We start from the raw sequence: 23,696 nt of genomic DNA on the forward strand, positions 1-23,696 counted from the left end.
GTGTCTATTTTCTACAAAAAAATTTACATGGCGATAAGCGGTGTCTCCAGACCATGAAGGTGTGAGAAAAATTAACCGCGAATGCGAGTAAGGACGGCCCACCACTGTGCGGCAAGGACGCGACAGAAGGTTTCGACGTCGAGAAGTTGGCCGACAACCGCAAAGAACATCACCCGTTCGAACTGGATCATCAGCGCAAGGATTGCGAGATGGTTGTCCTTGAAATGCTGCGCGTTGGACGCCGGACTCAGTTCGCGTGTGAACAGGGCAGCGGCTTCGGTGATGCTATCGATCCAACGTTGCGCAACCTTGGGCTCAGTGGCAACGGCCTGCTCCATCGCCTGGTAATGAAGACCTTCATCCTTCCAACGTCCAATGATCCCCATCAACCACATGCAGATATCCTCCTGCGTACCGCAACTCTCTCTGGCAAAAAGCGTATAGCGCTGGAACAGCTCAGGCTGGTTCCGGTCGATGACATCAACAATAATTTCCGCCTTGGTAGCAAAATGCAGGTAGAAAGTAGCCCTGCTAGCTCCGGCGGCAGAAGCGATTTCCGTAGCGGATGTCGCCTGGTATCCCTTGACTGAGAATGCCTGAAAGGCCGCCTCTACGATTCGATCCCTGGTCATCTTCGCCTGTGCCTCTCGAATGGGCGAAACCACCGTGGCTTCTTTACGATCTTTCAACTCGGCCTCCTCAGGTCGTGACAAACGCAGATCTCATCTCTCGTCTGCGCTAACGATTGGTATCAGCAAGCGTATCATCTGACTTCACAGTTCGGACAACTTGCCTTCCCCCAATAGCCTGAATCAGACCCTCTGGATTGCGTGTCCCCTCCCCTGCGCCCTCGTTACGCCACTATCTTTTGATAGGTGACTGCTTTGGCCTGCTGCACGAATCTCCAGCATCGACGTGTAACACCTCAGAAAGAAATGAGGTGAGTGCCCTTTTCTGCGGAGAGATGGATGCAACCATTTATTTTCAATGTCCTGCCCGGACGCGTGATTTTCGGATCAGGCACCTTGAGTCAGGTTGGTGACGAGATCCGAGGTCTGGGATGTGCACGCGCTTTGGTACTCAGCACTCCACAGCAAAAAGACCAGGCAGACCACCTGGCTTCGCAATTAACCGATCTTGCCGTAGGCGTTTACGCCCATGCGACCATGCACACGCCTACAGACGTGACACTCGATGCCCTGCGAATCTTTCGGGAGGTGAAGGCGGATTGCGTCGTAGCCCTGGGCGGTGGTTCTACCATTGGCCTTGCAAAAGCCATTGCGCTGAACACCGATGTGCCACAAATCGTGATTCCAACTACTTACGCCGGATCAGAAGCCACTCCGATATTGGGTCAAACTGAAAATGGCATAAAAACCACTCAAAAGACTCAAAAAGTCCTACCTGAAGTCATTGTTTATGACGTGGATTTGACCTTGGGATTACCGGCTGAAATGTCTGTCACCAGTGGGCTCAATGCAATCGCCCACGCTGTTGAAGCGCTATACGCCAAGGATGCCAATCCGCTGATTTCGATGCTTGCAGAACAGGGAATTGCTGCGATTGCTCGTGCACTGCCTCGTATTATCAAAAATCCCGACGACCGCGACGCGCGATCTGATGCGCTGTTCGGTGCGTGGGCCTGCGGTGTGTGCCTGGGGTCGGTGGGAATGTCTATCCACCACAAGTTGTGCCACACGCTAGGCGGCAGTTTCAACCTTCCCCACGCCCAGACCCACACGGCGGTGCTACCCCACGCCGTCGCTTACAACTTCGATGCCGCCCCTGAGGCCATGTCTCGGATCGCAGCGGCGCTAGGTGTTGATAACGCACCTCGCGGATTGTTCGATCTGGCCAAAACACTGGGCGTACCCACCAGCCTTGCCGAGCTTGGCTTGAAAGAAGCCGACCTCGCAAAAGCGACTGACATTGCGTGCGCTTCACCTTATTGGAATCCACGCGCCATCGAGCCGAAAGCAATCGGCGAACTACTCGCCAATGCCTGGGCAGGCAAGCGGCCGTAATCCGGATCTCGATAATTCAAACCGCTCGTGAAGAACGACAAAGGAGACGACATGGAACTCAATCCCCATATCTTGCGCCATCACCACATTACCCTGAACGTGGGCAGTGCTCAGGATGACTACGACTTTCATACCAAAGTGCTGGGCTTGAAGAGTGTGAAGAAAACTGGTTTATACGACGGCAACGATCCGATCTACCACTTCTACTACGGAAACGATATCGGAGAAGAGAGCACCCTGGTGACCTGCTTTCCGATGCGCCAATCTGGTCGAATGGGACGCCAAGGAAGTGGGCAAATCAAAACCCTCGCGCTATCTGTTCCGGTGTCATCACTGGTGTTTTGGGCAAAACATCTGGAAAGCCACGGTTTCAAACCGGAGTATCAAGAACGCTTTGGCGAGCAACTGCTTCACTTCGCCCACCCCTGTGGCATTCGTTACGAGTTGGTAGGTATTGCAGACGATGATCGCAAACCCTATTCAAATGGTGTTGTGCCTACAGGTTTCGGTATCCGCGGAACCCACGGAATCACCGTGTCGGTGCGTGACCTCGAGAACTCTTCCGAATTCATGCATTACGGATGGAACGGCACCAAGACCCATTCGGACGGGCAATTCACGCGATACGAAGTAGGCAACGGTGGTAGTGGGACGATCATCGATTACCAAGTGGAACCTGGCCTGGCTCAAGGGTCATGGGCCTACGGAGAAGGCACCGTGCACCATTGCGCTTTCGAGGTGACGGACCTTGATGTTCAGCGCAACGTCAAGCTGCACCTCGAAGGCCTGGGCTATACCGACGTCTCCGACCGAAAAGACCGCGGTTACTTTGACTCTGTGTATGTACGCACTCCAAGCGGTGCATTGTTTGAAGCGACGGTCTCGAAGCCTTCCGGATTCACCGTCGACGAACCGTACGAGTCACTCGGCAAGTCCATTCAAATCCCACCGCAATTGGGCGCCAGGGCTCAAGAAATCATCGCTTACCTTGAACCTTTGAAATATTAAGGTGGACGAGATGAGTGCAAATCCACACATGGGAATACCACCCCTCTGTTCGGGCCCAGCGCCCGTGGCAACAGGCTTTGTTGCGGTATTCATCCACGGCCGGACTCAGTCATCAAGCGACATGCAAGTCGTCGCAAACCGACTGAACATTGCTGGGATGCCCTGTATCGCAATAGACGCCGCGGACAACTCCTGGTACCCGAATCAGTTCATGGAACCCTTTGCGAAGAATCAACCGCGCCTGGATTTCGCACTTCAGCGCCTGGACCAACTGCTTGGCGAGCTCAACGAACGGGGTATTCCAAACGAGCACGTTGCCATCGTGGGTTTCTCGCAAGGAGCCTGCCTCGCTTGCGAATACGTCTTCAGAAAACAGCAGCCGTTCGCCGCATTGGTGGCGTATACCGGGGGGCTTATCGGTCCTGAAGAGACTCGATGGGAGCCAACCGGCAACCTTAAAGGAATGCCTGTTTTCCTCAGCAATGGAGACGAGGATCCGTGGGTCCCGCTCGGCCGCACCCGCCAAACCCTGGAAGTTTTCATGGCTATGGGCGCACGCGTCGAATTGAAGGTTTATCCAGAGCGCAGTCACGAAGTCTCGGATGACGAAATCAGGATCAGTAGAACGCTGCTGCAGAGTGCAATGCAACTCGCAACGCAGCCGCCAGGTTCAGGTCAATCGCCCGAACGTATTCCCTGGCCATAACCTCACCTGACTCTATATCCGTTCCTGCGTAGCACTCCGGAATCGGTAAACCACAGGAGAGTCACTGCCTGGATAGCTGCTCCACCACTGAAAAAGAGAGCATCAACTATGAATATAGGATTCATCGGACTCGGCACTATGGGTGAGCCCATGGCCACGCGCCTCGTTCAAGCAGGGTTGGTATTGACGGTATTTGACCTGAACAGCGACGCGGTAAATCGTCTGAGCCTACTCGGAGCACACTGCGCAGAATCGGCGGCGGAGGTGGCCAGTAAGGCCGAGATCGTATTTGTGAGCCTGCCAACGCCGGAGATCGTCCACAACGTTGCCTTGGGTGAAAAAGGCGTCGTCGAGGGCAGCAAAGTACGCATCTATATTGACCTGTCGACCACGGGTCCTCGGGTGGCGAAGCTGGTTGCCGATCAACTTGCACAACACAAAATTGTCGCTCTTGATTGCCCCGTCAGCGGCGGCGCTGCAGGTGCCGCGAAGGGCACTCTGGCCTTGATGGTTTCGGGTCCCGGCACAGCCTTTGACGAAGTCGCCCAGATACTCCAAATCATCGGCAAAGCGATTTACTGCGGAGAAGGTGCAGGGCTGGGGCAAACGATGAAACTCGTTAACAACCTGGTTTCGGTCACTGCTCTGGCTGTTTCCTCAGAAGCGTTGGTGATGGGTGTCAAGGCTGGGTTAGCCCCTAAAGTGATGCTCGACGTTTTCAATGCCGGCAGCGGTCGCAACAGCGCCACCGTCGACAAACTGCCTCGAGCGGTTCTGCCACGCACCTTTGACTTCGGTTTCAGTACTGCCCTCTCACTGAAGGACACGCGATTGTGCCTGGATGAAGCAGAAGCGATGGGTATTCCAATGCCGGTCGGCAGCGCCGTGCGGCAAATGCTCAATATGACTCGCGCCGCGTATGGGGACAGTGCCGATTTCACCCGAATGGTTTGCGTGCTTGAGCAATGGGCCGGAATAGAAGTGCCTTTGGTTTCTGAAACCTGAAAATAAGGAGAGATGACTATGAGCAATGAAATTTTTGAGAAAGGCTTTGCCAATCGTAAAGCAGTACTGGGTGCGGCACACGTTGAAAAGTCATGGGCCAACGCCGATGACTTCAACAAGCCGATGCAGGAGCTGGTGACTAAATATTGCTGGGGGGAAGTATGGGGTGACGACACATTGTCGTTCAAAACTCGCAGCATCGTGAACCTCTCGGCGTTAACCGCCATGAGCCAGCACCACGAACTCTCCGTGCACGTCAAAGGCGCTTTGACCAATGGCGTAACCAAGGAAGAAATACGTGCGGTACTGATGCAAGCCGCTATCTATTGTGGTGTGCCACTAGCCCTGGCCGCTTTCCGAATCGCCAGCGAAGCAATTGCCGCTTGGGAAGCGCAAAACGCCTGAAAGCGGGTGCGGCAAGGTTTGCAGAATTCAGCGAGCACCTCCACCAAGTGCTCGCGATGACAACTATAACCATTATCCGACTCGAGCTGGCGTCCCGCGAAAACGCAACCCATCAACGCTGAAACGCGGAGCAAACTACCCAGCTCGCAGGCGAGGTCGATACGATGCTTTCACTGCCAGAATACGAAGTTTTTGCCGTGCGTTACGCACAGCTCGAGCGCTCGCGACGCGACAACTTCATGCTTCCCGATCCACACGATGGTCCGATGCCGATGGACTATTTCGTGTGGCTGATTCGAGGAAATTCCGAACATTTCCTGGTGGACACTGGCTTCAATCAAGCCGCTGCAAATGCTCGTGGACGAACGTTGCTACGCTGCCCCATTCAAGCGCTGCAGACGCTCGGTTTATCTCCCGAAGACATACGGGAAGTCGTCCTTACCCACATGCATTACGATCACGCCGGCAACGTGGATTTGCTGCCGAACGCCCGTTTCCATCTTCAGGAATCAGAGCTGCAATATGCGACCGGCCGCTATATGCGCTACCCCCCCTTGCGCCACCCCTTCAATGTGAATGATGTGATCAACATCGTTCGCGGTGTCTACCAGCAGCGCGTCGTCTTCCATCAGGGGAGTACCGTGCTCGCTCCAGGTGTTGAACTGATCCACGTTGGAGGTCATACACAAGGTCTACAGGCGGTGCGGGTACATACAGCGCGGGGCTGGGTGGTCTTGGCATCGGACGCCAGCCACTATTACGATAATTTGATCGAAGAATCGCCGTTCCCTGTAGTCTTCCACGTAGGCGACATGCTGGAGGGTTATCAAAAGATATTATCCTTGGCAGACTCACCGGATCACGTGATTCCTGGGCATGATCCGATGGTTCGCACGTACTACCCTTTCGAGGGCGACCCGATCAACGACATCGTTGCGCTACACAAAGTACCTCAGATGCTGCGATGAAGGCCGCGGACATGTCAGCGTGCGAGCATCCGTTCGCTCGACTGAGTTCATATCATTTTTACAAGAGGTCGAAGACATCGACCCGTATTGTTCGGAGGCCTGCTGTGAATGCGCAGTGATAACCATAAGTCCCTTCGGGAACCCCAGGATATTTTCAACGTAGCCCTGCTCAGCTCGAAGCTGCAACCACCAGGTTTCGCTCAGCTCATTCCTCGCCCGAGCCTTCAGACCCGTCTGACAGAAGCCATCGACACCCCGCTCATCCTGCTGCAATCCCCGCCAGGCTATGGCAAGACTTGCCTGCTCGCGCAGTACTGCGAAAATTTGCGCGAGCAGGGTAAACGAGTTGCCTGGCTTGCCATCGATAGCTCCGAGAGGGAGCTTTCGGTTTTCACCGCGTATCTCAAGGCCATGATTGAGCTCGCCGGTCAACCTCCAGCCCGATTCGGGCAGCTCACCAGAATCGGCCACACGGGTCTGACGGATTCTCTCAACGCTCTGCTTGCCCTACTGGATGGGCATCTGGAGACACCGCTTTATCTGATTTTCGATGACGTACATAACCTGGCCAGCAGTGACTCTGTCCGAGTTCTTTCCATGTTGATCGAGCGAGCACCGGCGAACCTCCATTTTGCTCTGAGTTTTCGCGGTGAGCCCTGCTTGTCGGTAGCGCGACTTCGAATGCACGGAAAAGTATTTGACCTCGGCGTACGGGATCTCTGCTTATCAGATATGGAAACTAGCGCGTTGCTGGAGATGCATGGCGTTCAAGGTATCGACCAGCGCCAGCTCCATACGTTGGGCAGACGCCTTGAGGGGTGGACCGGCGGACTTGTCTTGAGTGCAATCCAACTCCGGCGCGATCCCGAGTTGATTCACAATCTCACGCATTTCTCTGGGGACAGACGACAGTTTGCCGAATTTTTTTTACAGGATGTATTCAACCGGCAACCACAAGTCATTCAAACGTTTCTGTTGCGCACCTCAGTGGTCGACCGCTTGTGCGCCCCCCTTTGCCACTTGCTGACAGGCATGGAGCACTGCCAGGATCTTCTACGCGAATGCGAAGGCCTGGGTCTGTTTCTCATCCCCATGGACGACCAACAGTTCTGGTATCGCTATCACCCGTTGTTTGCCGAGTTTTTGAGAAAAGAACTGCGTGAACAAGACGGCGAACTGCTTCTATCCCTGCATTCACGTGCCAGCGATTGGTTTTCCGAGCAAGGTGATCCTCTGGAGGCATTCAATCAGGCCTTCGCGGCAAAAGAGATGCACCGCGCAGCGGAAATTATGGACACGCATTGCCAGGACATATTTGCGACTCAAGAATACGCCTGGCAGATGGTGGAGAAACTTCCAAAGGAGATCATCGGACGTTTTCCCTACATTCTTCTGGCGCAGGTTTGGCAGCTGGAAATGCTCTGGCAATTTGAGACATGTGCCGAACTGATGGAAAAGGCCCATCAGCGTATACAGCAGTTAGAGCGCGATAAATTACTGCCGGAAGAGAAACTGTGTTCTCTCAGACATTTGCTTCAACATCGCGAGTTGATGCTGGCGCTGATGGGTGATGATCTTTCTACGGTACAGGTACGTGCTCAGGCCTTGCTTGAAACTTTCGATGATGCACATCCCGTGGTACGGGCAAGCCTCTACACAGCGCTGATCAGCGCTCAACGAGAACACTACAAACTGAGCGATGTAGAGCGTTTGAATGCTCTTGCAACCGAGCATCTCAAGCGCCTGCCCAATGACTTGGGCCAGGTTTTCCACAATGCGGTTGTCGGCCCTTCACGATTAATGGTCGGTCGAACACACGCTGCCGTACAAGCGCTGGGAAGCGCCCTAAAATCGGCAGAACATCTTGCAGGCAAGCGCTCACCTCTGGCAGCGATGGTGGCCGTTCTACTGGCCAAAGTTCACTATGAACGTGACGAGCTGGAGCAGTCGGCAAAATTGCTCGACCACTACCTTCCTCAAGCCACATTCATCGGCTTCGTGGATCAAGCCATCGCTGGCTGGCTGACCCGAGCTCGCCTTCTAATGATCGAAGGCGATCAAGCAGCCGCATTTTCTACACTCGATGAGGCGGATGTTTTCGCGACCGAGCATAACTTCGAACGCCTTCGTCTGTTCACTTTGGCCGAGCGTCTGAAGTGGTTACTGCGCAGGGGTGATACCGACGAAGTAATGCGCCTCGGCCGACGCAATGGACTGCGGTGTCCTGTTAACGAAGTCTCTCCCACCAACCGAGCTAAAACCCGCGATGAAGCGCGCGCCATCGCTTGGATCAGGGTCGCACAGGCTGACGATCGGTTGCCAGAAGCGTTGAATCTGGCGAAGTTGTGGCACCGATATCTTGAAAACGTTGACGCCGTGCGGAACATGATTCGGTGGGGCCTGTTAATCACACACCTTTCGGTGCTTTCCGGAGATCATCGCGCAGCACAGCGGATGCTGCGACGGACAATGCTGCAAGCAGCCCCTTGTGGTTTCATCCGCGTATTCCTGGATGAAGGGCCGTGGCTGGAAAGTCTGCTGCGGGAACAATTGAAAAACGCCGTTCTCAGTGAAGAACTTGCCGACTCTTTTGCGATCGATTTGCTGAGTCGTATGCAAGGGGCTGAGAGTGTAGCTTCCAAGCCCAGCCTGGACACCAGTGAACCGTCCCCTATCCTCGGAGCTTTGAACAGTCGAGAAATCGATATCCTTGAAATGGTCGCAATGGGCCTGCTCAACCGGGAGATTGGCGTCAAATTGGGAATGACCGAAGGTTCGGTGAAATGGTATCTGCAGCAGGTATACGACAAAATCGGTGTTCGTCGTCGTACGCAGGCAGCGGATCGGGCTCGCCAGCTCGGAATCTTGCGATAAGTATAAAGTGGTGCGGCCAGAATCTTCGACTGTTCAGGTCTGATAAATCTGGCCGCTGCTCCAATGCAGTTGCCGTGTTCTAGATTGACGCAACTCTCACCATGAGTTTGCCGTCATTGCTGCCCCGCAGAACGTGTCGTAAAGCTTCTGGTGCCATTTCAAGTCCATCGACTACATGGGCGCGGTGCCGAATTTGCCCGTGCTGGTAATGGCGCTCAAGAATGTCGTCAAATTCTGTCAGTCGTGATGAAAAATCTGGCACGACGAATCCACGAATCGTCGCTCGCCTGAACAATACCTGTGGAAAATTGACACAACCATAAGCGTTATTTGAAGAAGCCAAATCATATTGCGACATCGCCCCGCAGACCGCGATTCGGCAACCTATCGCCATATTCGAAAGCACGGCATCCAAAATAGCCCCTCCGACATTATCGAAGTAAACGTTGATGCCGTCGGGGCAAAGGCGCGCTAACGCTGCTGCCACGTCTTCTGTTTTGTAATCTATTGCCGCATCCAGCCCAAACTCATTTATCAATAGCCGGCATTTCTCCGGACCGCCGGCTACTCCTATTACCCGGTTGCCACGAGCTTTAGCCAACTGCGCCGCAAGTGATCCAGTCGCACCGGCAGCGCCGGATACCACTACAACATCATCTGGACCCATCTGGCCGATCTCAAACAGACCAATCGCGGCCGCGCGGCCGACATGCGAAAAAATCGACAAATGCGCCTCCAATGGAATAGTCGGGTTCAGTTCAAATCGCTCTATGAACATCGGTTGCGCCAGGGAGTAGCGCTCCCAGCCCCACATGCCTTTGACCATGTCTCCCGGTGTGAAATGCGCAGAGCGCGACTCCACAACGATTCCGACCGCTTGACCTATCATTACACTGCCTATTGCGAGTGGAAGGTAGGCAGAGCTTTTCTCCAGTTTTAGCCAATTGCGGCTTGTGGGATCTAACGAAATCAACAGCGTCTTGACCAGGACCTCCCCTTCTTTTGGCCTGGCTGACGCTCGACGTTCCCAGCGTAAGCAGTCTGGGCTGTACTCACCCAATGACGGTCGATCGATGATCCAGGCGTCGTTTTCCATTATTTATCCTTTTTTTATTTTCAAACTCAGCAAGACTGAAGCACTGCTCAACTGCGTCAGGAGCGTTCGTTGGAGAGGACGACACCGCCATGTGCACCGAGCGTTGGTGAAGTTCCAGCTTCATCGGCGTGCAGATAAACTTCCTTCCAATCGACACGATAGTCGCGGCCGGAAAGATTGAAGATCGATGTCATCGCTTGGCGGCGCATTTCACGATCATTCATCAGCGCTACGAAGTTGTCTTCGTCTTCTTTGCGTTTAACCGGGTTGGTTTCCTGCGTCCGTCGCTTGAACTCAATGGCTGTGGGGTTGGCGATCTCGAGAAAACAGCGGCGGCGTTCGTAGGCGTACCAATCCAGCGCATCTTCGTCATAATCCCCGTTGATAACCCCGCCCAGGCATTTGATCAACATGTTGGCGTCTTGAATTCCGCTGGTGAATCCCAAGCCACCAATAGGGTTGGTAGCGTGTGCGGCATCACCCGCCAGGAATACGCGACCTTGGCGATAGCGGCTGGCGCTACGTTGATGAACGCGGTAAGAATTGGCCATCAATAGTTCGTACGATTGTTTCGGGTCTGGAAGGAATTGCTTGATACGCTCAGGGATGCGAGCGATTCGCTCCTCCTCAGTCAATTCGCCCGCTTCTGCATATGCAATTCGCCATTGATGGTTATTGTCGATCTTGGCAATTACGGCCCAGTTAGCGCCATTCGCGAGCATGGTTGAAGGTGCGTAGCCGTGCTTGTCAAAGTCATAGACGACATTTGTGGCCATGAAAATTTCATTCCAGGTAAATCCCTCAAACTCAATGTTAAGTTCTTTGCGGACACTCGAACGGGCTCCATCCGCGCCAATCAACCAATCTGCTTCGAGCGTACGAGGTCCTTCGGCGGTGAGGACGGACACTAAAACCTGTTCGTCATTTTCCAGAACTGTATCGAAAACCACATCCCATAACAGCTCAGTTCCAGGCAGTTTCAGAAATTCTTCCAACACAATCTCAGCCAGCAAATCCTGCCCGAAATGCAAGTTATAGGCGTAAGGAGTGAGGTCCTCGACATCCCGAAAATCAAGGCGACCAACATTGCCCGTCATCGCAAAGTGCAGATGGTATTCGTATCCCCACGCCGCGATTTTCTGGGCCGCCTCCAGCAACCCAAGCTCATCCAGCACCTTCAAGGTTGATGACAAATACACCATCGCCCGAGGCCAACGAAGGATTTCTTGCTCACGATCAATAATGGTGACTTGTGCGCCCTGACGCGCCAGCCCCAGCGCCGTGATTAAACCTGTCGGTCCTGCGCCAACAACAATTACTCGTTTCCCCGTAGCCATCTGTAACTCCAGTTCGTTGTTCTTGTGGGCAGCGCAGAGCAGTCTGTGAGTGAGACAGTGCAACTGAAACTGTCCGCGCGACGCGACATAGATTTACTGCCGAACCGCCTAACAGATGACCTACCCAAAGATAGCTTTGGGGCACCGAGAAATTGAACATGTCAGGGCAAATGCACCTCACTATCCTTCGATAGGTGAAGCCCACGCGAGCTTCATCAAAATCAGTGCTTCTGGACTACTGCATACATCTGCCTGCCGCAGAGACGCAGCGAGCGATAACAACAATCAGAAGCGCAGGACCTCATGACCAATTCCGATTCTTCTTGCTGCCCATTCAATGCATATAACAGCGACGGGGCTGCGACACGCCTGCAAAGGAAAATCCGCACTTTAGCCATCGTTAAATGGCACACCGAATGAACCGCCGAGATTTTCTGAAGGTTGGGCTCACCAGCGGCGCGGTTGTGGGTATCAGCTCAAACGCGATTGCTGCCAGCCTGGAAGCGCTGGCGCTGCGCCCACCGGATTTGGTTGTCGCTGATGGCCGCTTTGAAGCAAGCCGCCGATTTGGTAGCGAGGCCGCATTCAGTGGCCTGCCGTCCCACATGATCGACGGCGACATTACCGACCTATGGTTCAAAACACTGGATCCACAGTGGCGCCGGCGTCCCACGATAGTTGCAGGTATGACAGCCACCCAGCCTCTCTTTTGCCTGGAGCGCCTTGCTCAAGACCGCGGAATGAGAGTTGTGCTGCGCATCACCCATGAAGCTTTGCCGAACGATCTGGTAAGCCATCACGTTGAGGCTCCGGAGCATTTGCTTCAGCCCCTGAGTCGCCTTCTGGACGGAGCTGACTGGAGTGAGCGTATGGCGAGGCTTACCGGCGTCTGCTCGTGGGGTGGGACGTCGGGTCGGTGTCACTCGCACCAGATCATTTCCGGGACTGCCGACGCCAGTTTACTGGACAGTCCTCTCGTTAGCTGGGTTATAGCCCCACTTGCCAGCTGACCCATCACAGTTCGATTTTCGAGGTATAGATATGCAAACCCCGCACGGGCTCAGCGCCGACGACTTCGCCAAAGCACTTCGAAAGTTCAGGCAGGTAGTTGGAGAAGAATGGGTTTTCACCAGCCCGGAAGACCTCCATCTGTATCGCGATTCGTACTCGCCATACTGGGGAGAACCCGAAGAAATTCTCGCCTCTGCGGCAGTGGCTCCGGCAAGTACTGAAGAAGTTCAGCAACTGATGCGGATCGCCAACCAGTTCAAGATTCCGATGTATCCGATCTCCACCGGCAAGAATCTCGGATATGGAGGTTCAGCCCCCACCTATTCAGGCTCGGTGGTGCTGGATCTGAAACGAATGAATCGAATCCTGGAGGTTAACGAAAAGCAGGCCTATTGCGTGGTTGAGCCTGGTGTCAGCTACTTCGACCTTTACCGTTATCTGCAAGAAAAAAAGATCAAGCTGTGGATGGATGTCCCTGATCCAGGCTGGGGCAGCATGTTAGGCAACGCCATTGACCGAGGAGCGGGTTACACGGCTGCTCAGTTTCGCAACCATTTCGATGCGCATTGCGGGATGGAAGTGGTACTGGCCAACGGCGAGGTAATGAGGACCGGCATGGGAGCTATGCCTGGCGCAGAAACCTGGCAGCTCTATAAGACCGGGTTTGGACCTTGGATCGACGGCATTTTCAGTCAGTCAAATTTCGGCATCGTGACGAAAATGGGTTTTTGGTTGATGCCCGAGCCGGAGGCGTTTCTCAAAGGTACAGTGCACCTTTCGAGCTATCGGGATCTCATCCCGTTAGTGGACATAATGACCGAGATGGAGAATCAAAAGATCTTCACCGGGTTCCCTGACATCAACAGCCCGCTGCTAGGGTCTCCGAGCTTGGCCGGCCTGCACGAATTTCTTCTCAACGGGCCGGTAGCACGTGATGCAGAGTACAAGGCACTGGCGGATCGCGGCGCGAAGCCAGAGGAGTACGAAGGTTACGGCAAAAAAAACGGCATACCATTTTGGAACGGCGCTTTTACCTTCTACGGACCCGAAAAAATCATTCGTGCTCAATGGGAACATGTCCAGGAACAATTTCGTAAAACGATCCCCGATGCAACGTTCGATGAAAGTGAGTATTACGATCTGCCTCTTTCGCCAGAGCAGCAGAAACAGGTCCAGTATCCGGCTCAGTTTGGTATCCCAAACATGCGCGCTTTTTCGATCGGTGCTCGTTCTCACTGGAATCCGGCGCCACCTTCCGACGGGCATGCGTGGTTTTCGCCCATTATTCCTCGGGACGGGGAAGCGATTCTAAAAATCAATGAAGTACTCGGAACAGCCGCTCGGAAACTCGGCGTGCCATTTGCCTTCGCACTCAATGTACCCGTCCCCTGCTGGGAGCGGTGTTTTGTCTTCATCATTCCGTTTTGGATTTCTAAAGATCCTGCAAAAAACAAACAGACTCGAGAAGCATTTCGCACGTTGATCAAAATTGCTGCAGAGAATGGTTGGGGCGAGTACCGGACTGCCACCGCCTTCCAGGGCGATGTCATGGATACCTATTCCTTTAACGACAACATCCTGTTGCGCTTTCATGAAACGTTGAAGGATGCGGTTGACCCCAATGGGGTTATCTCCCCTGGACGCTATGGAATATGGCCAAAAAATTTACGTGAGGGGAAAAAGGCATGAAGCTTTCACTCCAAACCCTACTGGTATGCGGGTCGATAAGCTGGGTTATAACTGCAGCAGCAGAGACCCAAGGTAAGCTGGTGTATGAGAGGTGGTGCGCACCTTGCCATTCCAGAGGGGACGTATATCCGGGGACGTCTGCTTTAGACGCCCGCTACAAAGGGGCTATTCCAGCAAGCCTTGAAGAACGCTCGGACCTTTCGCCTGAACTAATCAAGTACTTCGTACGCAACGGCATTTCCGTAATGCCGTTTTTCCGTAAAACAGAAATTAATGATATCGAACTGAACGCCCTGGCAGGTTATCTCACTGAGCCCGCGATCAAACAGTAAGCAAGAATCCGAGACTTTTTACCCAGTTCTTATCTAGGCCGTCCACTTCAGGACTTTAGGAGCGCGGCAGGGTCAACCGTGGCACGGTTGCCACCCACCAAGCTCCTCTTTTTAGCGACAGGTCAAAAACTGCTAAACCGCACTGCTCTGACCTACTAGCCTCTCTCTATCCGCTTTAAAGCTGCCGACCCATTCGTAAGCATTATTCGACAACGCCTGCCAGAAGATAGGTGAGCTGTAAGTCGTCGCGTGTCGATACTGGAACAGATGCCCAGGCATCGACAGTACTTCCCGTCTGCGCAGCGGACTAGAAACAGGAGCGCAATACTTGAACAGTTCACCCTTCGGCGACCGTCGAGTTGATCACGGCACGTACAGCCAGAGAGTCTTCGAAGTCGATGGCACTCAAACTGTTGTCTATCAAAACGGAACAGGCGAGCCCTTGGTGTACTTCCATGGCGCGGGAACGTGGCACGGCATAGGTTTTGCCGAAAAATGGGACGAGCACTTCAAGACATTTTTACCCCATCATCCGGGCTTCGGGGGCTCAGCGGTAAATCCTGAAATTGGCTCGATGCAAAGTTACGTTGATCATTACGCCAAGCTTTTCGATCTACTGGGCCTGGATCGCGTCCATCTGGTAGGAACATCACTTGGGGGATATTTAGCTGCTGAATTTGCAGCCCGGCATGGGGAGCGTGTCAGAAGATTGGTACTCGCATGCCCCGCGGGATTTGATGTCGAAGACCATCCGCAAACAGACCTGAGTCAGGTTTCGCCCGAACTAATTCCTGATTACCTCATGCAAAATGTCGGCAACCTGAAGCCTTATCTTCCTACAGAGCCGGATGAAGAATTCCATGCCATGCGCAGGAAAGAAGGAAATTCAACCAGCCGGCTACTGCTCAACGGCAAGTTGATAAATCCAGCAATGCCTTCAGTCCTGCAGCACATTAAGTCGCCCACATTGGTCATTTGGGGTAATAACGACAAAATTCTTCCAGTAGGCCAAGCCGAACACTGGCAGAGGGCTCTACCGCAATCTGAATTGCTCATTGTGGAAAATGCGGGACATCTGGTGCTGGACGAGTCCGAAAGCGCTCGGCGTATGGTCCGCGAATTCCTGCTACGAGGTTAATCAAAAGATCTCAGCGCCGGTGTTACAAGGACGACGTGAAAAAGCCTTCTTCATTCTTTCCAAGTATTGGGCTCACCATCAAGGCGATCATGTACACGCTGACGAGGTGCTTGTCGCCAAACTGACGCAAAAAAAACGCCGCACTCAGTGCGGCGTTCATACATCCAGGCTTACTTAAACGCCTTTCACCTCCAACGATGCCCGGCGGTCATTACGACCCAGCAGTGCTTCAGGTTTGTCGATCTCCCCTACCTCATCAATCGCGCTTTCCATGTTGCGAGACTGACGTTGAGGTTTGAGTAGAAAACTGGCCAACGCAGGCAGCAATATAAGTGCACCGAACATGTTTACGAGGAACATGAACGCCAATAGCAAACCCATATCGGCTTGAAACTTGATGGGAGAGAAAACCCAAGTCGCCACGCCAGCTGCCAACGTCACACCGGTCAGCGTCACGACCCGGCCTACAAACAGCAGGGAACGATAGTAAGCCTCGCTGAGTGATGCCCCCGTGCGCAGCAAAGCTAGCATTACACATAGAATATACAGCGCGTAATCAATCCCGATTCCCACTCCCAAAGCCGTGACGGGAAGTGTGGCGACCTTGAGACCAACGCCGACCCAGACCATCAGTGCCTCCGCAAGGATACTGGTCAGTACCAGTGGTACTACTGCAACCACTACGGCTTGCCAAGAGCGAAACGCAATCAGTGCCAGGATAATGACAACGACGTACACCCCGGCGAGCATCAAGTAATTGTGGTGTTTAACCACTTGATTTGTCGCCGCCTCAATGCCCGCGTTCCCCGCGGCAAGTAAGAATTTCACGTTTTCGGTGTCATTGTCCTTGGCAAAGGCTTCCACGGCTTCCACCGTTTGCTGGAGTGTCTCGGCCTTGTGGTCTTTCAAGTAAGCATACACCGTGAGGAGATCGCAGTTGGTGTTGAACAGCCCGCGCGGCGCTTGACCCATTAGTGAGTTTAATGCGGACTGGTTAGGCAGAATTTCCGCCCACTTGAAACTGCCCTCGCTGTACGCTGACGTCATTTGTCTGGCCAAATTCGCAAAGGAATTTGTCGCTTCGACGCCGGGCAATTGCCCTAAAAGGATTTGCAGATCGCGGACCTTAACCACCGTCTCATAGTTAACACATTGATCAGGCGGAGTCTTGACCATAATTGCCATGACATCACTGCTGGTCGCGTAATGACTGGTCAAATAGGCGTTGTCCAGATTGTATCGAGATTCAGCGCGTAGTTCAGGAGCTCCGGCATCAAGGTCACCGACCTGCAATCGTGAAGCAACCACCAGCCCCCCTACCGCCAAAATGAACGCGCAAGCAATAGCGCTGATAGCCCATCTTCTATGTGTAAAAAGGGTCAACAATCGCCACAAGGAACATCTTCCCTGTGCTCCTTCCAAGGAACTCTGTTCCTGGACAAGAGCACGTTGAGCCGCACGAGCATTAACACCTGTGTACGTTAGTAGTATGGGAAGCAAGATAAGATTGGTGAAGATGAGAATGGCCACACCGATACTTGCAGCAATGGCCAATTCGCGTATTGCCTGGATGTTCACCATGAACAGTACCGCAAAGCCGACCGCATCGCAGACCAGCGCTGTAAAGCCAGCCATGAAGAGGCGCCGGAAGGTATTGCGCGCGGCATGGATCCGATGCATGCCACGGCCGATATCCTGCATGACCCCGTTCATTTTTTGCGCACCGTGACTCATCCCGATTGCAAAAATGAGAAACGGCACCAAAATAGAGTATGGGTCCAGCCGAAAGCCTATCAGCGGTAAAATCCCTAATTGCCATACCACAGCAATTAGGGAACAGGTCACAACCAATAATGTACTTCGTACACAACGAGTGAACCAAAAGACCATCGCGGCGGTAATTGCCACCGCGATTGCAAAAAATATTAATATCTGATTCAAACCATCGATCAAATCACCTACGACTTTGGCAAATCCGACGATATGAATATTGATACCGTTGCCTTCGTACTTTGCCCTGATACTTTCCAGTCTTTTGGAAAGCTCGCCGTAGTGAAGAGTTTTCTGGGCTTGGGCGTCATAATCCAATAAGGGAACGATGATTGCGCTTGATCGAAAGTCGGCAGCGACCAACTTCCCGACCTCTCCTGACCGGAGAATATTAAGCCTCAACTGTTCCAGGCTTGATGGACTGCCGTCAAAGGTATCTGGCATGACCGGTCCGCCATCGATACCCACTTCTGTCACCATCAACCAACGGGTGCTCCGAGTCCATAGGGATTGCAGAAAGGGCCGTTCCACACCAGGAACAGTAACAATCTCATCATTTATTTTGCGCAAGGTCTCCAAGTAATTTGCGTCTAGAATGCTGTCACCTTGGGTAGAAACTACCACTCTAAGCGTATTCCCTAACCCTTGGAGGTCGGCTTCATTACTTAAATAGTTTTGGATATAAGGATGATCATTCGGAATCACCGCCTTAAAACTTGCATTCAAATCAAGATCGCGAGCACTCCACCCCAAGCAAATTGTAACTAACGCACAGAACAGCACTACAATGAGGCGATTACTAAATAAAATCCGCTCAAGAATAGTGCCGGCGGACGGATCAAATTCCTCGATCGTCGTCGCCGAATTTATATCAATTTTCATGTTTTCGAATCTCACGGCACAAGGACAGTTTGGGGTCCTAGCGGACCCACTGCAATCAAACTTTTTGCAGAAACAGGAAGAACGTAAGCAGTGGGTTGTACCCGTGCCGGCAGAAGACTGAAGGTGCTTCCGCGGTTATAACTGGAGATCATTTGGCCATTTTCCGCCACTAATATAATGGCGCCATCGGAAAGTACCGTGCCCGCTTGAATGGAGGCCTCAATGCCGCTGTTCACACTGTTCCAAGTCTTTCCATTGTCCACGCTGCACAACACCTTGCCGCGCAATCCATATGCAATAAAGGCTTGATTCCCCACAGACATAACGCCAAAGAGTGTTCCCTCCGATAAGTTCTCGGCGTGAAACTGATCCACCGTAGTCTGACGCTGAACGATGCCTTGCTCGCCCACCAATAAAAGACCTTCGAGCGTTTTAACAATGCCGTAGTAATGCAGCCCCATCGGGTTCTTGAGTTCGGGGTCCAGGGAGAGCCAGTGTTTACCACCATCCACGGTGCGCAGCGCATATCCGAAGGCGCCCACAATCGTCACGTTTTGCGTGTCCTCGACCTGGAGGGCAAGAAAAGGCTTGTCCGGTCCATCTTTGATCAACCGCTCAGCTTGATCGACGCTCATCCCATACATGGCGCCGCGTCCTGAGGTCGCTGAACGGGAGGCATTATCAAAAATCAGCTGAGCGACTTGAGCCCCATCCAGCTGGCGACTCCAGTTTTCACCGCGGTCCTCCGTTCGAAGTACTACACCCGAATGGCCGACCGCCCATCCAATATTCGCATCCGCAAATGCGACAGCCGTAAGCAGCACACTGGTAGGCACCTTGGCCTGGTGCCAACTTTGACCGTGGTCGTCCGACAGAACAATACGACCCGACTCGCCTACAGCTACCAGGCGGTCGCCGGCTTTTGCTACGCCAAGGAGGAACGTTGAAGCAGGCTGAAGAACCTCACGGGCAGGACGATCCATTACTGCCGGCCGCCCTTCCTCAGCACTGGCACCGTACGCAGCGGCAACCAGATATATTGCGCTCAACCAACGAGCTGCGCGCGAAATCGCATAAACCATTTCATGACTCCTAGAGCAATAGGTCCGCTTAGACTGACCGGGCGACCAAGAGCCGCCCGGACGACGGTTTAACGCAGGGCGTCTTGTACTAAAGCTTCAGCGGAATAGAAGGATCGTGGCTTCGGAGTGACGGGCAGGTACTTAGTGTCCAGCTCACCTAAGGTATAGGCCTGCTGCTGAAAATCTATTGACATGAACGGTCGCATGACAACGCCTGGCAGGTCATAGTTGACGACCGGGTAATTGATAGCACCACGATAGAGTTTGCCCTGAGCGTCCCAAAGGTCTGCCATCACGATCGCCCAGGTATCCTCGTCCATGAAAACTTTACGCTTAGGCACAACGTTTCGAACGCCGGCCTTGAGAGTGCCCTCGACTTCCCAGACACGATGCAGCTCCCAGCGAATCACATTCGGATTAAGCACTCTTGGAGTCAGCAGTTCTTCCGGCGTTACAGAAAAGAGTTTGTTGGTGTTGTAAGGAATGTACATCTCCTTCTTGCCTGTCAACTTCCATTCATATTGCTCTGGCGAACCGAAAAACCCGTAGGCCTCATCGAACTGAGTGAGGCCGGACATCAGAAAGTTGGGGGTATCAAATTGTACATTCGGTAACTTTCTAACGCGTCGTTGTCCTGGCATATATTGCCAGGAGCCTGGCTGGTTACTCGTAAAGTCTTGCGGCCAAATCCCCACCAGTGCTTCACCGGCACTGCGGCCAGGCGCGGTCGTCAGTGATCGATGCCATTGAAAGAATCCGTCGTAGTCGCTTTCCCCTCCAGGCAAAGCATATCTGTAAAATCCGTCCATTTTTAGCGAAGCCGTTAAGGACGAGCGGCCTTTGCCGTCGACCATGTACATCTTGCCCTCCATTTCTACGCCGACTCCTTTCCAGGCGAGGAAGTGGTTCCAGAGAACTTCCGAGCCATCCTTCGGTAATGGAAACGGCACGCCACCGTACGCATGGGTAACACCAATGCCGTCGCCACTGAGCTGCGCCGTAGTAGCATTTTTCCTGGTGTAGTTATAAAACGCCTCCGGCGCCGAAGCGGTGCGGTGCGTGGGGTAAACATCAAGACGCCATTCAGGGTTCTGTTGCAACAGCAACTGCACACTTTGAGATATATGATCCTTGTACTGTTCGGCATTCTTGCTGGTGATCACCAGCGTTGGTTTCTCGTCAGGAAACGGATCACTGTTCATACTGCCGGGCTTGTGGTCCGCTGGCATGCCTTTGTAACCACCTGACCAAGCAGGAATACTACCCGTAGCATTCCCCGCACGCTCTGCACCCATGGGCGTAAGTTCTTTATCCAGCCGGGCCGCCTCGGCAGGAGAAACAGCGCACCAGGCAGGAGCATTGAATAGCCCCGTCAGTAACGCAGCCGACAACAAAGACTTTATCTTGTAATTATTCATAAATGTATGCCTGAGGATATTTAGAAAGAACGGCTGACAGAGGCCATCAAAAAATCACGCCCCGAGTAGTAATTCGTCGTCTCACTGCCGAAGAAGTGCGTTGCGCTTAGACCCAACTTCCAGTCTTGCTGGTAAGTACCCACGACGCCAAGCGTGACATCGCCCCCTTCGTTGCCACCGTAATTGTTGAAGGCAGCCGAAATCGGAGACTTACCTTTGAAGTTGTATCCGAGACCAATTGGCAGCTCAACATCCAAGCTTGGCATTACCTGAAAGTATTGTAATGTGGTGACGCCGCGAATCCCGTACGCCGAATCATCCAAGCCAGTATCGCGCTGTTCCTTGTTTCGAGTGACTTCAAGAAGTCGATGTCCTGCCAGTTCTGCAGCGATACTGACACCGTCCCACGCAGGACCCGCACTTCCAACCCATACGGCAGACAGCTGTGCGTGCAGGGTATTACCCAGTACATCCGGTACTAAAACATCACCCTTTGCTCGAAGCGGCACACCATCTCGATACGAGATTTCCCCTCCTAGATTCAGCGATCCGTAAGACATGTTGGCGCTTAAACCATAGAGTTCGATTTTTTCCTTGTAATCGAGGAAATACTCGCCGAGCGAACCATTGACAGGGTCAAATCCGCCAGATGGAACAGTATTGACACGGGGAGTTTTGTCGTTATAACGAAGGGCATAAACACCCATGTCGAGGTTCAGGTCAACCGGCCGCCAACGCACCGAAGCCCCATATTGCGCGGCGTCCGGATTTTTATCAGCGCCACGATAAAAATACGCACCAGGGCCTGCAATAATCCGTTCGCCGCCTTCATCCAACAGGTCGACCGACGAAAGATAACTACCCGCAGGAGGGATACGTGTTTTCTCCCACTCAAACTGATAATAACCCTCAACTACCCAACTGTCGGACAGTAGCACGCTCATCGACAACTGGTTAGTCGGCAGGAATACTTCCTGCGCTTTGATGTTCGGAACGCTCAGTGCTTTATAGGCGTCCACGGGTGCCATGCCGGCGGCAACGCCGTTGTCAGTAAAAAACAGGCTTTCGCCCCATATTAAGGTGTGTTGCCCCAGGCGCATGCTGACCGGCACATCCATAGGTGTAAATTGACCGGACACGAAGGCATTCATTAACTCGATTTTCTTACCGGCCCATTTTTCAGTCTGGTCAGTAAAATGATCATTGCTCACTGAGTATGGGTTGAACGTGCCCGGTGAGTTGTTATCGTTACTACGGTTATAAACACTGTCGTACCACGCAGCGCCACTCAGGCTGAGTCCAAAATTATTCCACCGGGCATTCAGTTCGCTCAACCAGTCAAATCGATTCATCATCAATGACCCTTTATCAAAGTTGCGGTCAGGGTCATCTACGTTTGGGTTGGCTAGATTTTTATCATTGGGTTCACCAAGCCGTGATCCCAAGGAGTACTTGAGGGTGTTGGTCCAATTGACGTCGACTTCACCCACGTCAAATTGCGCAGCGCGAACAGATGTACTGATGCTGAATGAAGCAAACGCCATGCTCAGAATCGCCGCGGTGGGCAGCGACACCTGACTCAACTCTTTCTTTTTTCCCACAGTGAAACAGCTACGGTTTAACTTAATCGCCATTATTATTGTTCTCCGATTATCGGTAAGGCTCGCATTTTGACCAGGCAGGTGAAGCCTGGCTTTTGAGTCCTATACAGCTGCGAGGTGGCGGCTGTGCACCGAACGTACGGAGAGTGTCCAACCCGGAGCACCTATCCAAAGATAGATCCGGCTCTCTTGAACATCTCCCTCTTATTGCATGAGTGCCGACGGTCTCCCATAACGCGCTTGAGTCTCTTTGGCTTCCTATTGAAATGGACACTGCGGCGAATTAGGGCGGTGGCGCACTCATGTCGGCCGTCCCCGACCGACTGTGAAGCAGGTGTTGGTTTCACTGCGAACTAAACGCCGCGCTGGCTCAGACCAGCGCCCGGCTGTTTGGACTTGCACCCAACCGCCATCCGATAGGTGCTGCATGACAATCCGCTCGGTATTAACAATTCTCGATCCGAAAACAACAGTGAGATTTGAGATGAGTACAGCCGCACATTTGTTCGACGTATCTGGCCTGGCTTGCGTAATCACCGGTGGAGCGAGTGGTATCGGATTGGCATGCGCAGAAGCGCTCGCAGAAAATGGCGCCAAAGTCACTCTGATGGATATCAACGCAAATAGTCTCGACGGTATTGTCTCATCGCTCACCCGCCGCGGGCTCGATGTCCGAGGCGAACTCGTAGACGTTAGCGACCGAGCGTCGGTCGCAACTGCATTTCAAAATACGGTCAATCATTACGGTCGGCTGGACGTAGTCTTCGCAAACGCCGGGATAGATGCGGGTCCGGGTTTTCTTGGACGTGATGGGCAGCGGGTTTTCGAAGGTACTCTGGAAAACCTCGATCTGCGTAATTGGGAGCGAGTCATATCCATCAACTTGAATGGAGTACTGCACTGCTTGCAAGAATCTGCCAAGCACATGAAGCCCCAGGGCTCGGGCAAAATCGTGGTGACCACCTCGATTGCAAGTTTGCGCAGCGTCGCTTGGGTCGGCACGCCTTATCTTCCAGCAAAGGCCGGTGCTTCCCATCTGATGCGCCAGGCCGCACTGGAATTGGCCAAGTACAACATTCAAGTAAACGCTATTGCTCCGGGCGCTTTCGCCACCAATATAGCCGATGGCCATGTCAGGGATCCTGAAGTGCGCCGGTTATTAGAAGCGGGGAACCCCCAGCATCGCGTTGGCGACCCCGCCGAGATCAAGGGGATTGCGCTACTCCTCGCGTCCAGGGCGTCTTCCTTCATCACTGGCAGCGAAATCGTTATCGACGGCGGTGCCCTGCTCGGCCAGGCAGATTAATTAAACTCACCGTACCAAGCCTTCTATCTCGCGGCGTTAACCAG

The 23,696-nt window shown here is 53.2% G+C and carries 19 protein-coding genes; 12 read left to right on the top strand and 7 right to left on the bottom strand.

Annotation, left to right across the window (positions count from 1 at the left end; all coding sequences use genetic code 11):
- Positions 1-71 precede the first annotated feature (71 nt).
- Complete coding sequence (locus ACM6I6_RS18445; RefSeq protein WP_414920421.1) at positions 72-689, bottom strand: TetR/AcrR family transcriptional regulator; 618 nt, start codon at positions 687-689, stop codon at positions 72-74.
- Between the two features lie 279 nt (positions 690-968).
- Between ACM6I6_RS18445 and ACM6I6_RS18450 the strand changes: the two genes are divergently transcribed.
- From ACM6I6_RS18450 to ACM6I6_RS18480, 7 genes are all read left to right on the top strand, one after another.
- On the top strand, positions 969-2,024 hold the full coding sequence (locus ACM6I6_RS18450; RefSeq protein ID WP_414920422.1) for a maleylacetate reductase: 1,056 nt from the start codon (positions 969-971) through the stop codon (positions 2,022-2,024).
- A gap of 51 nt (positions 2,025-2,075) precedes the next feature.
- Positions 2,076-3,032, top strand: a complete 957-nt coding sequence (locus tag ACM6I6_RS18455) for a glyoxalase (RefSeq protein ID WP_414920423.1) — start codon at positions 2,076-2,078, stop codon at positions 3,030-3,032.
- Between the two features lie 10 nt (positions 3,033-3,042).
- Positions 3,043-3,738 (top strand): alpha/beta hydrolase, encoded by a 696-nt coding sequence (locus ACM6I6_RS18460; protein ID WP_414920424.1) that lies wholly within the window; start codon positions 3,043-3,045, stop codon positions 3,736-3,738.
- A gap of 108 nt (positions 3,739-3,846) precedes the next feature.
- A complete protein-coding gene (locus tag ACM6I6_RS18465) occupies positions 3,847-4,743 on the top strand; it encodes an NAD(P)-dependent oxidoreductase (protein WP_414920425.1) in 897 nt (298 codons plus the stop codon).
- 18 nt (positions 4,744-4,761) lie between these two features.
- Complete coding sequence (locus tag ACM6I6_RS18470; RefSeq protein ID WP_414920426.1) at positions 4,762-5,148, top strand: carboxymuconolactone decarboxylase family protein; 387 nt, start codon at positions 4,762-4,764, stop codon at positions 5,146-5,148.
- A 164-nt stretch (positions 5,149-5,312) separates the two neighbouring features.
- A complete protein-coding gene (locus tag ACM6I6_RS18475; RefSeq protein ID WP_414920427.1) occupies positions 5,313-6,116 on the top strand; it encodes an N-acyl homoserine lactonase family protein in 804 nt (267 codons plus the stop codon).
- A 108-nt stretch (positions 6,117-6,224) separates the two neighbouring features.
- Entirely contained in the window at positions 6,225-8,990 is a 2,766-nt protein-coding gene (locus ACM6I6_RS18480) for a LuxR C-terminal-related transcriptional regulator (RefSeq protein WP_414920428.1), read from the top strand.
- A 79-nt stretch (positions 8,991-9,069) separates the two neighbouring features.
- On the opposite strand, the gene ACM6I6_RS18485 is transcribed toward ACM6I6_RS18480, so the two are convergent.
- Entirely contained in the window at positions 9,070-10,086 is a 1,017-nt protein-coding gene (locus ACM6I6_RS18485) for an NADP-dependent oxidoreductase (RefSeq protein WP_414920429.1), read from the bottom strand.
- A 56-nt stretch (positions 10,087-10,142) separates the two neighbouring features.
- Positions 10,143-11,486 (bottom strand): FAD-dependent oxidoreductase, encoded by a 1,344-nt coding sequence (locus ACM6I6_RS18490; RefSeq protein ID WP_414920430.1) that lies wholly within the window; start codon positions 11,484-11,486, stop codon positions 10,143-10,145.
- A 353-nt stretch (positions 11,487-11,839) separates the two neighbouring features.
- On the opposite strand from ACM6I6_RS18490, the gene ACM6I6_RS18495 reads away from it, so the two are divergent.
- From ACM6I6_RS18495 to ACM6I6_RS18510, 4 genes are all read left to right on the top strand, one after another.
- Complete coding sequence (locus ACM6I6_RS18495) at positions 11,840-12,433, top strand: hypothetical protein (RefSeq protein ID WP_414920431.1); 594 nt, start codon at positions 11,840-11,842, stop codon at positions 12,431-12,433.
- Between the two features lie 31 nt (positions 12,434-12,464).
- Positions 12,465-14,123 carry an FAD-binding oxidoreductase gene (locus ACM6I6_RS18500; protein ID WP_414920432.1) on the top strand — a complete coding sequence of 553 codons (1,659 nt, stop codon included), beginning with the start codon at positions 12,465-12,467 and terminating at the stop codon, positions 14,121-14,123.
- Positions 14,120-14,455: a c-type cytochrome gene (locus ACM6I6_RS18505; RefSeq protein ID WP_414920433.1), complete on the top strand. Its 336-nt coding sequence runs from the start codon at positions 14,120-14,122 to the stop codon at positions 14,453-14,455. The genes ACM6I6_RS18500 and ACM6I6_RS18505 overlap by 4 nt, the downstream gene beginning before the upstream one ends.
- Before the next feature lie 328 nt (positions 14,456-14,783).
- Positions 14,784-15,593, top strand: a complete 810-nt coding sequence (locus tag ACM6I6_RS18510; protein WP_414920434.1) for an alpha/beta fold hydrolase — start codon at positions 14,784-14,786, stop codon at positions 15,591-15,593.
- 174 nt (positions 15,594-15,767) lie between these two features.
- Here ACM6I6_RS18510 and ACM6I6_RS18515 read toward each other — a convergent pair whose 3' ends face one another.
- The 4 genes from ACM6I6_RS18515 to ACM6I6_RS18530 all read right to left on the bottom strand — a co-directional run bounded on the left by ACM6I6_RS18515 (position 15,768) and on the right by ACM6I6_RS18530 (position 22,379).
- Positions 15,768-18,245, bottom strand: a complete 2,478-nt coding sequence (locus tag ACM6I6_RS18515) for an efflux RND transporter permease subunit (RefSeq protein ID WP_414920435.1) — start codon at positions 18,243-18,245, stop codon at positions 15,768-15,770.
- Between the two features lie 11 nt (positions 18,246-18,256).
- Positions 18,257-19,327, bottom strand: a complete 1,071-nt coding sequence (locus ACM6I6_RS18520) for a WD40/YVTN/BNR-like repeat-containing protein (RefSeq protein WP_414920436.1) — start codon at positions 19,325-19,327, stop codon at positions 18,257-18,259.
- Between the two features lie 68 nt (positions 19,328-19,395).
- A complete protein-coding gene (locus ACM6I6_RS18525; protein WP_414920437.1) occupies positions 19,396-20,745 on the bottom strand; it encodes a DUF1329 domain-containing protein in 1,350 nt (449 codons plus the stop codon).
- Between the two features lie 20 nt (positions 20,746-20,765).
- Positions 20,766-22,379: a DUF1302 domain-containing protein gene (locus tag ACM6I6_RS18530; RefSeq protein WP_414920438.1), complete on the bottom strand. Its 1,614-nt coding sequence runs from the start codon at positions 22,377-22,379 to the stop codon at positions 20,766-20,768.
- Positions 22,380-22,773: 394 nt separating this feature from the next.
- Here ACM6I6_RS18530 and ACM6I6_RS18535 point away from each other — a divergent pair, with 394 nt between their 5' ends.
- Positions 22,774-23,652, top strand: a complete 879-nt coding sequence (locus tag ACM6I6_RS18535; RefSeq protein ID WP_414920439.1) for an SDR family NAD(P)-dependent oxidoreductase — start codon at positions 22,774-22,776, stop codon at positions 23,650-23,652.
- The last annotated feature ends 44 nt before the right edge of the window (positions 23,653-23,696 follow it).

Source organism: Pseudomonas sp. IT-P218 (assembly GCF_949767605.1).
Taxonomy (GTDB): Bacteria; Pseudomonadota; Gammaproteobacteria; order Pseudomonadales; family Pseudomonadaceae; genus Aquipseudomonas; species Aquipseudomonas putida_AE.

Bases quoted from the DNA above. Each gene is read 5' to 3' on its own strand.
- ACM6I6_RS18450 (WP_414920422.1), top strand. From the start codon at position 969: ATGCAACCATTTATTTTCAATGTCCTGCCCGGACGCGTGATTTTCGGA.
- ACM6I6_RS18455 (WP_414920423.1), top strand. From the start codon at position 2,076: ATGGAACTCAATCCCCATATCTTGCGCCATCACCACATTACCCTGAAC.
- ACM6I6_RS18460 (WP_414920424.1), top strand. From the start codon at position 3,043: ATGAGTGCAAATCCACACATGGGAATACCACCCCTCTGTTCGGGCCCA.
- ACM6I6_RS18465 (WP_414920425.1), top strand. From the start codon at position 3,847: ATGAATATAGGATTCATCGGACTCGGCACTATGGGTGAGCCCATGGCC.
- ACM6I6_RS18470 (WP_414920426.1), top strand. From the start codon at position 4,762: ATGAGCAATGAAATTTTTGAGAAAGGCTTTGCCAATCGTAAAGCAGTA.
- ACM6I6_RS18475 (WP_414920427.1), top strand. From the start codon at position 5,313: ATGCTTTCACTGCCAGAATACGAAGTTTTTGCCGTGCGTTACGCACAG.
- ACM6I6_RS18480 (WP_414920428.1), top strand. From the start codon at position 6,225: ATGCGCAGTGATAACCATAAGTCCCTTCGGGAACCCCAGGATATTTTC.
- ACM6I6_RS18485 (WP_414920429.1), bottom strand. From the start codon at position 10,086: ATGGAAAACGACGCCTGGATCATCGATCGACCGTCATTGGGTGAGTAC.
- ACM6I6_RS18495 (WP_414920431.1), top strand. From the start codon at position 11,840: ATGAACCGCCGAGATTTTCTGAAGGTTGGGCTCACCAGCGGCGCGGTT.
- ACM6I6_RS18500 (WP_414920432.1), top strand. From the start codon at position 12,465: ATGCAAACCCCGCACGGGCTCAGCGCCGACGACTTCGCCAAAGCACTT.
- ACM6I6_RS18505 (WP_414920433.1), top strand. From the start codon at position 14,120: ATGAAGCTTTCACTCCAAACCCTACTGGTATGCGGGTCGATAAGCTGG.
- ACM6I6_RS18515 (WP_414920435.1), bottom strand. From the start codon at position 18,245: ATGAAAATTGATATAAATTCGGCGACGACGATCGAGGAATTTGATCCG.
- ACM6I6_RS18520 (WP_414920436.1), bottom strand. From the start codon at position 19,327: ATGGTTTATGCGATTTCGCGCGCAGCTCGTTGGTTGAGCGCAATATAT.
- ACM6I6_RS18525 (WP_414920437.1), bottom strand. From the start codon at position 20,745: ATGAATAATTACAAGATAAAGTCTTTGTTGTCGGCTGCGTTACTGACG.
- ACM6I6_RS18530 (WP_414920438.1), bottom strand. From the start codon at position 22,379: ATGGCGATTAAGTTAAACCGTAGCTGTTTCACTGTGGGAAAAAAGAAA.
- ACM6I6_RS18535 (WP_414920439.1), top strand. From the start codon at position 22,774: ATGACAATCCGCTCGGTATTAACAATTCTCGATCCGAAAACAACAGTG.